Raw genomic sequence first — 12,686 nt, 5'->3', positions numbered from 1 at the left:
GCCTTGCCCGGCGCTGCTTCGCTTTGCTCCGGGCGCGGGTGCACTCAGCCGTGGCGTTTGCGATAGTCGAGCGGCGTCGTGCCGACGATTTTTTTGAACGTTTTATTGAAATGCGCGATATGCTCGAAGCCGGCTTGCTCCGAGATCCTCTGCACGGAATCTTTGCTTTCCGCGAGCCGCTTTTGCGCTTCCCGGATGCGGACGGTTTGCAAATATTCCCGGAAGCGGAACCCCGTCAGCTTCGCGAAGGTGCGGCTCAAATGCGACGGGCTGATGTAAAACTGTTTGGCAATTTGCTCCAACGTAAGCTTTTGATGGTAGTTGGCTTTGATGTACTGCGCGATTTCCGTAATTTTATGGTGCATCGGGTGTTCGTATTCCGTTCCGGCGCGGGCGTGCATCGACAGCTCGATGCGGCGAATGCGGATGAGCAGCTCGCTCAAATAGATTCGAACGAGGGATTCGTAATAGGTTTGCGCCCCTTCGCATTCGGCGAGCATCGCCCGCAGCAGCCGCTCGACGTCCGGCTGATCCTTCAGCGGGACGCGCACGAGCCTCGAGCCGCCCGTACGCAGCAGCGACGTGACCTGGCCGCCGCCCTGTTCGATGAACGCAGGGGAGAAGTTGACGAGGATCCGCTCGAAGCGCTGTTTCTCCGTGCTTGCCGTGGAATGCAGCTGATGGGGATATATGATCATTAGATCGCCCTTCCGAACGGTGACGACCTGATCTTCCATAAAGTAAATGCGCTCCCCGTTCAGCAAGTAATACAGCTCGAAGCTGGAGTGCTCGTGAGGACGCGGCATGTTGGTCGCCCCCGTGCGAGACAAGTACTGGATCGAAAAATCGTCATGCCCGATATGAAATTTCGGCCTCCATTGATCGTTCACGATAGGCGCTCCTTTCATCCCTTGACCATTTATAACATGAGCGTCGGGCTGCATCAAGGCAGGCAAACTCTAAGACAGTGAAAATAAACCCAGAGGTGGAGAAGATGATGGACACCAACACCGAAATTCCCGAGGTCGCCGCGCCCAATATTCCGAACCGTTCGGTTTCGATTGTCGATTACGGCGCCGTCGGAGACGGTCATACCGATAACACGCAAGCCATTCATGCGGCGATTCAAGCTTGCGCATCGGCGGGGGGCGGCCAAGTGGTCATTCCGCCGGGCGTCTGGCTGACGGGGCCGATCTCCCTGCAGAGCCGGATCGAGCTGCACGCGGAGGCCGGCGCTCTCGTCCTTTTCAGCAAACGGTTTCGCGACTATCCGCTTGTGCTGTCCAGCTACGAGGGCAAGCAGACGGTGCGCTGCCAGTCTCCGCTCGATGGCGAAGGACTCGAGGATATCGCAATTACCGGGCGCGGCGTTTTCGACGGCGGCGGAGAGGCTTGGAGGCCCGTGAAGCGGTGGAAAATGACGGAGCGTCAGTGGAACGCGCTGATCCGGTCCGGGGGCGTCGTGGACGAGAACGACGTATGGTGGCCGACGCAGGCCGCCAAAGACGGAGCGGCGGTTGCGGCGCGTTTGGAGCGGGAGGGGGTGACGGACGTCGATCGTTACGAGGCTGTGCGCGACTATTTGCGTCCGAACCTGCTTAGCTTGAGACGATGCCGCCGTATTTTGCTGGACGGCCCTACGTTCCAAAACTCGGCCGCTTGGTGCCTGCATCCTTGGGCTTCGGAGCAAATTATCATTCGGAACGTAACGGTGCGTAATCCGTGGTACGCCCAGAACGGGGACGGATTGGATATCGACTCTTGCCGCCAAGTCGTCGTGGAGGACAGCGCCTTCGACGTCGGGGACGACGCGATTTGCCTCAAGTCCGGCAAGGACGAAGCTGGTCGCCGATTAGGGCTTCCGAGCGAACATATCGCGATCCGTAATTGTACGGTCTACCACGGTCACGGAGGCATCGTCGTCGGCAGCGAAATGTCCGGCGGGGTTCGGGATGTGCGCGTGTCGGACTGTACGTTCATCGGCACGGACATCGGCATTCGGTTCAAAAGCTGCCGCGGCCGCGGCGGCGTCGTGGAACGGATCGTCATCGAACGCGTCCGCATGCGGGACATCGTCGGGGAGGCGATTTCGTTCAATCTGTATTACGAAGGGAAGTCCGGCTCCGGAGCGATGGGGGACGAGACGCCGTTCCCGGTCACGGAGGAAACGCCGGCGTTCCGAAACATCCGCATCACGGACGTCGTTTGCCAAGGCGCCGAGAGCGCGCTTCTGATCAACGGCCTGCCGGAGATGCCCGTGTCCGATTTCGAATGGCGCGATTCGGTCGTCTCCAGCAAACACGGCATCGTCTGCAGGTACGGGGAACGCGTAACGCTTCGGAACGTAGAGCTTCGCGTTCAAGGGGGGCCGCTGGTGACGCTGCACCAATGCCGGGACATCCGCCTGGAAGGGATGGCGGGCGAGGGCTCGCCGGACGATGATCGGCTGCTGCATGTGACCGGTTCGTTAACGGAAGCGATCGAATGCCGTTCAGCGGCCGCGGAGGGTACGCATCGGCGTGTGGACGTCTCCCCTGAGGTGAACAGGGAAGCGGTTCGCATCGTCGGTTGATCCCAGGCGGAACGACAATCCAGCGAATTCGCCGAAAACTCGCACTCTGTGCGGGTTTTCGGCGTTACCGGCGATGATCGCTCTGCGCGCTGCCGCTGCCGGTCCCGTTGCTGGCTCTACCTGCGCGCTGCGCTGCCGGTCCCGTTGCTGGCTCTACCTGCGCACCGCCGTTGCCGGTCCCGTTGCTGACGCTCTAGCTGCGCGCGGGGTCTCTCCCGACCCGGCCGGTACTCACGGCGGCGGCGCAGGACCTCCCCACGGGGCCAGGGTCGGAGTTGGTGATCGCACGTTGGCGCTGGGTTCCCTAGCTAATCGATGGCCCCTGGCCCCCTTCCCAGCCGACGCTCGGGGCTAGATCCGACTTCAGCGGCGGCGCGAGGGGCAAGAAGAGAAGGAGGTATGCATAATAAAGGAAGGATGGTTATTTATTAAGCATACATGCTTCCCATAACGGGTCCAAGAGCCGACTTCAGCGGCGGCGCGAGGGGCGAGAAGGGAAGAAGGTATGCATAATAAAGGAAGGATGGTTATTTAATAAGCATACATGCTTCCCATAACGGGTCCAAGATCCGACTTCAGCGGCGGCGCGAGGGGCGAGAAGGGAAGGAGGTATACAAAAGAAGGGAGGGGTGGTTACTTCTTATACATACATGCTTCCCATAACGGGTCCTAGCGCCGACGGCAGCGGCGGTGCCGGGAGCAAGAAGGGAAGGAAGTATGCATAAGAAAGGAAGGGTGGTTACTTGTTACGCATACATGCTTCCCATAATGGCCCGAGTGCCGGCGATAGCGGCTGAGCGGCGCCCGAGAACTGACGGTCGAGGTGGAGCGGTGCCCGAGTGCCGGCGATGGCGGCGGCGCGGTGCTCGAGAGCCGGCGATCGGGGCGGCGCGGTGCTCTAGAGCTGGCGATCGGGGCGACGCGGTGCTCGAGTGTCGGCGATCGGGGCGGCGCGGTGCTCGAGAGCCGGCGATCGGGGCGACGCGGTGCTCGAGAGTCGGCGATCGAGGCAGCGCGGTGCTCGAAAGCCGACGAGCGCGGCGGCGGGAAGCTCCCCGGCGGCGACGGTCGCAGCGACAACGAGGAGCGACCGGAGTGTCGCAACTCGCGAAAAGATCAAAATAGTGCGATCAAAAGTAAAAATAATTGCATGACAAAAGGTCAGGCGGCATGCTATCCTTTGTTTGTAAGCGCTTCCCACCTCGTACGGCAACCCAGAGCAAATCATACTAACCCGCCAAATCAGACAAAAATGAAACCCCTTTCACTAAAATGTCGATCGCAGAGTTGTACGGAGATCCGCCTCATTTGACAACATGGTTACAGAAGTTACATTCAGCATCCACTTTATGAAACGGGTTTCATGAAACCCGTTTCACAAATTTCGACATCGATCGGAGGAATCGTGATGGAAACGCCCCATGCCGCCGCGCCAGCCGTCGGGCTGTCCGCGAACTCGCTGAACATTCAAGGGAAGCCGGAAATTTTATTGTGCGCGTCGCTCTTTTACTTTCGAATTCCGCGGGCATATTGGCGCGAACGGATGGAGCAGCTGAAGACGTTCGGCTATAACTGCATCGACGTGTATTTTCCGTGGAATTTCCATGAGCCGCGGGAGGGCGAGTGGGATTTCGCCGGCGAGAAAGACATCGAGGCGTTCCTGCAGACCGCGGCGGAAGCGGGGGTGTGGGTGGTCGCGAGACCGGGACCTTACATTTGCTCGGAATGGGACGGCGGAGCGCTGCCCGCATACCTGTTCGCTAAGGAAGGCATGAAGCTTCGGGATCAAGACAGCGCGTTTTTGGCGTATGTGTCGAAGTGGTACGACCGCGTACTGCCGATGTTGAAAAAGTACGAAGCAGGCGCGGGCGGAACGGTCATCTGCGTGCAGCTGGACAACGAACTGGACTTCTATGGATGCTCCGATCCGAACGGGTACATCTCGGCGCTGCGGGACATGGCTCTCGCTCACGGCATCGCGGTGCCGCTCATCGCCTGCGCAGGGCAAGGCGGGCTGCGGGAGGCTTCGGGATTCGCGGAAGGGGTCGTCCCGACGTGCAACTTTTACCCGAACGACCGCGACCCGGCCTTCGAGGAGAAGGCGATGCACTATCGGGAGCTGCTCGCGGAACGAGGGGTGCCGCTGCTAGTGACGGAGACGAATCGCTCCCACTTCCTGCTCCGAAGGCTGCTCTCCTGCGGGGCGAAGCTGTTAGGGCCGTACCTGCAAGTGTCGGGCACGAATTTCGGATTCACGAATGCGACGAACAATTGGGGCGAGCCGCTCGCCTTCCTTACCTCCGATTACGACTTCGGCGGGATGATTTCCCCGGAAGGACATATTCGCGCGGAGGCGTACGAGGGCAGATTGCTGAGCCGGATCATTCGGGCGTACGGCGCTTCGCTCGCGGAGGCGGAGCCCGACGGGAATGTCGCCGGAACGGCGGCGGCGAAGGACGGAAGCGTAGTAGGTCCGCGGGCGCTCCGTTTGAAGGACGGGGGTTATCTTCTGTTCGTCGCGAACGTCGGGACGCAGGCGGCGGAAGTGTCGCTCGACATCGTCGGCAACCGGATTCCGAAGCTGCTGCTGAAGCAAGGACGCTCGTTGGCGCTGCCGTACGGCGTGCCGCTCGGAACGTGGGGTCTGGAAGGAACGCTGCTGTATGCGAGCGCGGAGCTGTTCTTCGTTCGCCGGCAGCAAGGGAAGACGGTTCTGGCGTTCCATACGGAGCGTGCGGGGGAAGTGGCGTTCCGGTTGGAACGACCGGCAGTGCTGAAGGCGGACAACGCGTCCGCGGAGGTAGACGGCGGCGTCGTTACGGTGAAGTTCGATGCAGGAGCTGCCGCCTCGTGCGCGATCGAGCTGCGCGGCGGCCATACGCTGGAAATCCACACCATGGATAGGTCAAGCGCCTTGCTGCTCGAAGACGTCGGCGAGGACGGCGCCGCGCGGTTCGGACAAAGCGAGGTATACGATACGGAACCGGTCGACCTTCCGATCGCTTGGAGATTCGGTTCCGTCGATCCGGGCGAACCGATGACCGCAGAGCGGACCGAGGTCGCCGCGGCGGAGCATTTGGAGAAATTCGGCATCTACCGGGGCTTCGCCTGGTACGAGGCTAAGGAAGGGAGGGCATTCGCGACAAAGCGGCAAGGCATCTTGATCCGGCGAGGCAGCGACATCGTCTCGCTTTACATCGGAAAGCAATACGTAACTACGCTCGTGCCGGGCGGCAGCAGCCGATACGTACCGACGAGCCAAGAGAACGAGGACGACCGGCTGCTGGCGAGGGTCGAGATTTGGGGACACACGAACTTCGACGACATTCGGTTGCCCGGACTGCGGATGAACGCGACGAAAGGGATCGAAGGTCTGGTGTCGGTTCGCGGCGTAAGGGACCTTAGCCAGCACTGGCGGATCCGTTCGGCACCCGACCGCTCGACGCCTAACGAACCGTTCGTTTCCACGTCAACCGACGACCGCGAATGGCCGATCGTCGGCTTCGGGGGATGGCTTTCGCCGAACCGCCCGGCGTTCGAGTACTTTCGGAAAAGCTTCGAACCGTCCGCCGAGGCGGACTCGTGGACGCTGCATTTCGAAGGGACCCAAGCGGACGGCATCCTGTACGTTAACGGGCATAAGGCGGGAAGGATCGATGCGGCGGATCCGTACATCGACATTACCTCGTTCGTCGTCCCGGGCGCGCGAGTGCAGCTTGCGGTTTTCCTAGAAAAAAGCGCAGGCACGGCGGTCGGCAGGGTGCTGCTTTACGAAGGAGTATCCGCGAAGGACTGGCGCATTTCGTCCTGCGAGGAGGAGATGCTGCTGGCGCACGCAGCCGCGACGCGCAATACGGCAGCGGCAGCGGACCTTCCCGTCGCGCTGCAGGCCGGCGAGATGGCTTGGCTGCTCGGGGAACTGCGCGGCTCGAACGATGGGAAGGGCTGGAGAGTCAGGGCGTCCGGAACGAACGTAAAGCTGACCGTATTTCTGAACGAACGCCTGGTCGGCCGGTTATGGCTGCCCGGCAGCGCCGCGCGCCCGCGCTTCACCGGAGGAAGTCCCGTCTCGTTCTATTTGCCCGGGGCTTGGTTCGAGGAAGACGGCGCCCGGCTGGCCGTCCTGCTCGAAGCGGTGGAAGGGGAGCAGGGCTGCAGGGTAGACGGCTTCTCGTTCGTACCCGTGTAATTTAATACCGTCGATAAGGAGGAGGTCCTATGAATCCGACCGCGCCGCCTGCGGTGCTCCGCAAGGAAGCCGCGCAGGGCACGAGCTCAAAATTCAGGAAATTGTGGAACAACCGAACGCTGCTGCTGATGTGCTTGCCGGCCATCGTCTTTTTCCTCGTCTTCGCGTACTTGCCGATGCCCGGCCTCTATCTGGCTTTCATTAAATACAACTACTCGGACGGCATCTTCCGAAGCCCGTTCGTAGGGTTCGATAATTTCCGGTTTTTGATCATTAACGGCGACTTATGGCGTCTCACCTTCAATACGATCGCGTACAATTTGGCGTTCATTTTGCTCGGGAACGTGCTGCAAATTTTCGTCGCGGTGCTGCTGAACGAGCTGCGGCTGAAGTGGTTCAAGAAAATTTCGCAAACGTTAATGTTTCTGCCCCACTTCATTTCCGCCGTCTTGATCGGTCTGATCGCTTACAACGTGCTCAGCTACGATTACGGGTATTTAAACAGCGTGCTGCAGTCGTTCGGCATGGAGCCGATCAAAACGTACTCGAACCCGGACATTTGGCCGTTCATTATCGTGCTCACGTATTTGTGGCAGTCGACGGGGTACGGATCGATCGTCTATTTCGCAGCCATCATGGGGCTCGATAACGAAATCGTCGAGGCGTCGGAAATCGACGGCGCCAACGCGTTTCAGCGCATCCTGTATATCGTGCTTCCTTGGCTGAAGCCGACGTTCATTATTTTGCTGCTGTTCTCGCTCGGGGGCATACTGAAAGGCAATTTCGGATTGTTTTACAACCTGGTGGGGGCTAACAACACGAGTCTTTACGCGACGACGGACATTATTGAAACTTACGTATTCCGATCGTTGATGAACAACTTCAATTTCTCGATGGGCAGCGCAGTCAGTTTGTATCAGTCGATCTTCGGGTTTTTCGTCGTCATTACGGCGAACTGGCTCGTTCGGAAATTTTCGCCGGAAAATTCGTTGTTTTAAGGGGGGCGGACCATGGAACATCAACTGGAGCACTCGACCGGCAGCGGCAGCATCCGCACCGATCTCAGCGGGACGCTGATCAAAATTGTCGGCTACGCGTTTATTTCGTTATTCGCGCTCTGCTGCCTGCTGCCGTTCCTGCTCGTGCTGGGCACGTCGTTCACGTCCGAAATGTCGATCAAGAGACACGGCTTCAATTTTTGGCCGCGGGAGTTCAGCACGTTCGCCTACAAAATCGTGTTCGAAAACCCGGACATGATCGTAGGTTCGTACCTCGTAACCATGGGGATCACGCTCGCGGGAACGGCGGTCGGATTGTTTCTCGTGGCAATGACCGGCTACGCGCTGCAGCGCCCGGACTTCCAGTTCCGGAACGGGATCTCGTTCTACATCTACTTCACGACGCTGTTTTCCGGCGGGCTCGTTCCGTTCTATCTGCTCATTACGCAGTACTTGAGCTTGAAGGATAACTACCTTGCCGTGCTGCTCCCGGGTCTGATGAGTCCGTTCCTGATCATCATGATGAAAGCGTTCGTTCGTTCGATTCCGCACGCAATTACCGAATCGGCGAAAATCGACGGCGCCGGCGATTTCACCATTTTCATGAAGCTGATTTTGCCGATGACGACGCCGGCGCTGGCGACGATCGGGCTGTTTATCGCCCTAGGCTACTGGAACGAGTGGTACCATTCCATGCTGTTCCTGTCGGCGGATATGAAATACAGGCCGCTCCAACTGTTCCTGTACAACACCATCACCAGCGCCGACTTTATCCGCAATTCCGCGGCGGCGTCCAACGTCGATCTCCGCGACGTGCCGCTCGAATCGATGAAGATGGCGACGGCCGTCGTCGCGACGGGACCGGTCATTTTGTTCTACCCGTTCGTGCAGCGGTACTTTATCAAAGGCATCACGGTCGGCGCGGTCAAAGGATAACGGTGAACCGAGGTCCGGACATCGCGAGACGGGGACCTCTTCACATAGCGGTAGCATCCAATTCATTGAAAATCGGGGAGGAAAAACACATGGTGAAAGCAAGAAAATGGTTCGCGATGCTGCTGGCGATCGTCCTCACGGTCGTTCTGGCGGCTTGCACCGGCGGAGGCAGCGGAGCCGAAGCGCCGAAAGGCAGCGACGGCGGCACCGGGACGTCGACGAACGAGAACGGCGGCAACGAAGGCGGCATCGATACGTCCAAATTCGTCAAAATCAGTTACGTCGTGCTCGGCAACAAGCCGACGAACGGGCAGTTCGAGAAAGTGATGGCGCAGGTCAACGCGAAGATGAAGGAGAAAATTAACGCCGAGCTCGAATGGAAATGGGTCGAGTGGGCGGATTGGCAGACGAAGTACAACCTGCTGCTCGCGTCCGGGGAACCGATCGATTTGATCACGATCGGCACGGACTGGCTCGACACATGGGGCAACGCCCAGCGCGGCGCATTCCTGCCGCTGGACGATTTGCTGCCGAAGTACGCGCCTCAGACGTGGTCGGAAATTCCGGAGAACCATTGGGCCGAGAGCAAATATAACGGGAAGATCGTGCTCATTCCGGAGAACAGCTTTACGCAGTGGGTCAACCACGGGTTCTTCTATCGCGGCGACTGGGCGAAGGAAGCGGGCATTACGGAGCCGATCAAAGATTTCGAAGGCATCGGGCGGTACCTCCAGTGGATCAAGGACAACAAGCCGGACGTCATTCCGTGGGACGCGACGGGAGCGGCCGGCGTGTGGGACGGTTGGGTGACGTCGTATACCGACGCGCTCGGACTGCCGATTTCGACGGGCTATATGCCGGTGTTTTTCACGAAATCGTACGATGAACGGTATACGGTCGTGAGCCCGGTCTTCGACGAAACGTTCGTGGACTTCGCGAAGACGATGAAGGAATGGGGCGACAAAGGGTTCTGGCGCGAGGACGTCCTGAACAACAAAAACGACAACCGCGCGTCGCTGAAAGCGGGATTGTCGGGTCTCGACCAGCACCATACCCAAACGTTCTCCGGTTTGCGCGTGGAGATGGATAATCAACAGCCGGGCTCCGAGCTGCAGATGTTCCCGTTCTCCCGGACGAGACAAAACCTGTTGGAGTTGACGATTACGCACGGGGGCACGTCGGTCGGCGCGCACAGCAAAAATCCGGAGCGGGCGTTGATGGCGTACGAATTGATCCGCAACGACGAAGAAATTTACCGTTTGATCAACTACGGCATCGAAGGCGTTCAGTACGAGATCAAAGACGGCAAGCGGGTGCGTCCGGAAGGCTACGACGAAGCGAGAGACGGCTTCTACTCCAACTTCTGGGGCGGCCGCGTCGACAAGTTCGAAATTCCGAGCGTAACGACGTGGGATCAGATCGACGAAACGCTGTACGCGGAATACGATCAGTACAAGAAACCGTTCCCGTACGGTCAATTCGTCTTCGACAAGTCCGCGGTCGAAGCCGAAATTACCGCGATTTCGCAAGTAACGGGCGAGATGGGCGCCGCGATTTCGTACGGCAAAGCGGGCGATCCCGTCAAAGCGGTGGAGGAATTCCGCCAGAAGCTGAAGACGGCGGGCTACGACAAGGTGCTGGCGGAGCTGCAGCGACAAATGGACGAATATAAAGCGTTCATGGAGAAATAATCGGGATCGCGCTTTTGCAAGCGGAGGCAAACCTAAGTCCGGCCGGCGGCGGGTTTGCCTCCCTTCCCCGCATTTACATTTATTTCTTCAGCATTTATTGTTATCTTTAACGAAGATACCAATGCTGAAAGGATCATCCCATGAAAACGATCACGGTATACGACATTGCGAAAGAAGCCAATGTGTCCGTCGCGACGGTTTCGCGGGTGCTCAACGATACCGCGCCGGTGAAGGCGAGCACGCGGGAGAAGGTCAACGCCGTCATTCAAAAATACCAGTTCCAACCGAACGCGCTGGCGAGGAGCTTGATCAGCAAGGCGACCGGGATGATCGGGATGATTTTGCCGGATATTACGAACCCGTTCTTCCCGGAAGTGTTCAAAGGCGCCGAGGACGAAGCTCGGGCGAAGGGGTATACGTTCTTCCTATGCAATTCGGGGGGCGACTACCGCAGGGAGTCCGAGTATTTGTCCGCCTTGAAGGAGAAACGAGTTGACGGCATCATTTTCCTCGGAGGACGAATTAATGCATCCCGCTGCAGCCCGGAGCTGGCGAGCGAAGTCGCGGAGCTGGCGGAGCAAATTCCCGTCATTCTCGTGAACGGCGCGCTGCCGAAAAGCGGCGTCCATCGGGTCATGTCGGACGAAACGCTCGGGGCGGAGCTGGCCATGCAGCATTTGATCGATTTGGGACACCGGGACATCGCGTTCATCGGCGGCGTCGCCGATATGATCCCGACGATGCAGAAGGTGAAAGCTTTTAAGAAAAAATTGTCGGAGAACGGCCTTCCGATCCGGCCGGAATGGGTGCTGAACAAAGACTTTTCCGTGGAAAACGGCAAGGAACTGATGGCAGAGCTGCTGCGCGGTTCGAAGCGGCCGAGCGCGGTCATGTGCGTGAACGACTTCACCGCCGTCGGCGCCGTCAAAACCGCGATCGAGCGCGGGCTGCGCATCCCCGAGGACATCTCGATCGTAGGATATGACGATACGCCGCTGTCCACGACCGTGATTCCGGAATTAACGACGGTCGCGCAGCGGACGTACGAGCTCGGCAAGCAATCCGTCACGCTCCTCCATCAGCTAATCAACGGGGAGAAGACGAAGAAAGTAACGATGCTGCGCCCGGAGCTGGTCGTCCGGCAAAGCACCGGCCCCTATCGCGCGAGGTAGGTTCCTTAACGGGGCTTATCTGCGGTGCAGAAATATGTAACCCATTTCATGAAACCCGTTACAGGAAAAACCATATTTCCGCAATGAGGTGAGAAGCGCATGCCCGTGTACAACGCTGCTTCCGATACATCCCATCCGCGCCAAGGTCACCGTTTGGCCGACATTCCCGTCCATGATCCATTCGTCCTGTCCCATGCGGCCGATCAAACTTACTACCTATATACAAGCGGGACCCCGCGCTTTACCGATCTGCCGCGCTGCGGCGTCCTCATGTACAAGAGCACAACGTTAACGGAATGGGAAGGGCCGTACGTCGTGTTTACCGTTCCGGACGGCGCGTGGGCGCATCCCCAGCACGGGACGTGGGCGCCGGAAGTTCACGAATACAAGGGAAAATATTATTTGTTCGTCACGCTCCATAACGAGGACGCGGTGATCGCGGACGTTCCGGAGGTATGGCGCAAGAACCATTTGCGGGGAACGAGCATCGCCGTGGCCGACTCGCCGGCGGGGCCTTTCGTTCTGTTGAAGAAAGACGCCCCCGTCCCCCCGCCATCGTTCATGACGCTCGACGGCACCTTGTTTGTCGACGACGCCGGTCGCCCTTGGATGGTGTACTGCCACGAATGGATTCAAATCGCGGACGGCACGTTCGAGGCGATCCCGTTGAAAGAAGATTTGTCGGAAGCCGACGGGGATCCGATCCATCTGTTCAAAGCGTCGGACGCGCCTTGGATCAACGCCGAGCGCAAACCGAGCGCGGAACCGTCCGTGTACGTGTCCGACGGCTGTCAGTTGTATCGGACGAAGGGCGGACATTTGGTCATGCTGTGGTCGAGCTATAACGAGCAAGGGTACGTACAGACGATCGCCCGCTCGGCTTCCGGTACGCTCAAGGGGCCATGGGAGCAGCTGGAGCCGCTTGTCTACGAGGACAGCGGACACGGAATGCTGTTCCGCACGTTCGAAGGGACGCGGCTGCTCATTGTTCATCAGCCCTTCCGCATGCCGGATTCGCGGGCGAAGATTTACGAGATGGAGGAGCTTCCGGATCGGTTTCGAGTCGTGCGCGCGAGAGAGGATTTGCACGGCTGAGCGCAGCGTCGAGAACCGACCGTTGGCGAGGCT

Annotated in this window: 8 protein-coding genes; 7 read left to right on the top strand and 1 reads right to left on the bottom strand. The window is 59.1% G+C overall.

The features are described 5' to 3' along the window. Positions 1 to 44 precede the first annotated feature (44 nt). A complete protein-coding gene (locus tag VE009_RS13825) occupies positions 45 to 890 on the bottom strand; it encodes an AraC family transcriptional regulator (protein ID WP_325008527.1) in 846 nt (281 codons plus the stop codon). A 104-nt stretch (positions 891 to 994) separates the two neighbouring features. On the opposite strand from VE009_RS13825, the gene VE009_RS13820 reads away from it, so the two are divergent. From VE009_RS13820 to VE009_RS13790, 7 genes are all read left to right on the top strand, one after another. Beyond that, positions 995 to 2,572, top strand: coding sequence for a glycoside hydrolase family 28 protein (locus VE009_RS13820; RefSeq protein ID WP_325008525.1), 1,578 nt, complete (start codon positions 995 to 997; stop codon positions 2,570 to 2,572). Positions 2,573 to 3,980: 1,408 nt separating this feature from the next. Beyond that, positions 3,981 to 6,761, top strand: coding sequence for a beta-galactosidase (locus tag VE009_RS13815; RefSeq protein WP_325008523.1), 2,781 nt, complete (start codon positions 3,981 to 3,983; stop codon positions 6,759 to 6,761). 128 nt (positions 6,762 to 6,889) lie between these two features. Further along, positions 6,890 to 7,759 carry an ABC transporter permease gene (locus tag VE009_RS13810; RefSeq protein WP_325008686.1) on the top strand — a complete coding sequence of 290 codons (870 nt, stop codon included), beginning with the start codon at positions 6,890 to 6,892 and terminating at the stop codon, positions 7,757 to 7,759. A gap of 12 nt (positions 7,760 to 7,771) precedes the next feature. Continuing rightward, positions 7,772 to 8,695, top strand: a complete 924-nt coding sequence (locus VE009_RS13805; RefSeq protein ID WP_325008521.1) for a carbohydrate ABC transporter permease — start codon at positions 7,772 to 7,774, stop codon at positions 8,693 to 8,695. 89 nt (positions 8,696 to 8,784) lie between these two features. After that, positions 8,785 to 10,386, top strand: coding sequence for an ABC transporter substrate-binding protein (locus tag VE009_RS13800; RefSeq protein WP_325008519.1), 1,602 nt, complete (start codon positions 8,785 to 8,787; stop codon positions 10,384 to 10,386). A 140-nt stretch (positions 10,387 to 10,526) separates the two neighbouring features. Then, complete coding sequence (locus tag VE009_RS13795) at positions 10,527 to 11,558, top strand: LacI family DNA-binding transcriptional regulator (RefSeq protein ID WP_325008517.1); 1,032 nt, start codon at positions 10,527 to 10,529, stop codon at positions 11,556 to 11,558. A gap of 99 nt (positions 11,559 to 11,657) precedes the next feature. After that, the gene (locus tag VE009_RS13790; RefSeq protein ID WP_325008515.1) at positions 11,658 to 12,653 is read left to right on the top strand and encodes a glycoside hydrolase family 43 protein; all 996 of its coding nucleotides are present in this window, start codon (positions 11,658 to 11,660) and stop codon (positions 12,651 to 12,653) included. Positions 12,654 to 12,686: the final 33 nt, after the last annotated feature.

The organism is Paenibacillus sp. (assembly GCF_035645195.1).
Classification (GTDB): Bacteria; Bacillota; Bacilli; order Paenibacillales; family YIM-B00363; genus Paenibacillus_AE.
This window is presented reverse-complemented; position numbering and strand designations above follow the sequence as displayed.

What these genes read in the sequence shown, in the direction of transcription:
- VE009_RS13820 (WP_325008525.1), top strand. Translation starts at nt 995, where the DNA reads ATGATGGACACCAACACCGAAATTCCCGAGGTCGCCGCGCCCAATATT.
- VE009_RS13795 (WP_325008517.1), top strand. Translation starts at nt 10,527, where the DNA reads ATGAAAACGATCACGGTATACGACATTGCGAAAGAAGCCAATGTGTCC.
- VE009_RS13800 (WP_325008519.1), top strand. Translation starts at nt 8,785, where the DNA reads ATGGTGAAAGCAAGAAAATGGTTCGCGATGCTGCTGGCGATCGTCCTC.
- VE009_RS13790 (WP_325008515.1), top strand. Translation starts at nt 11,658, where the DNA reads ATGCCCGTGTACAACGCTGCTTCCGATACATCCCATCCGCGCCAAGGT.
- VE009_RS13810 (WP_325008686.1), top strand. Translation starts at nt 6,890, where the DNA reads ATGTGCTTGCCGGCCATCGTCTTTTTCCTCGTCTTCGCGTACTTGCCG.
- VE009_RS13805 (WP_325008521.1), top strand. Translation starts at nt 7,772, where the DNA reads ATGGAACATCAACTGGAGCACTCGACCGGCAGCGGCAGCATCCGCACC.
- VE009_RS13815 (WP_325008523.1), top strand. Translation starts at nt 3,981, where the DNA reads ATGGAAACGCCCCATGCCGCCGCGCCAGCCGTCGGGCTGTCCGCGAAC.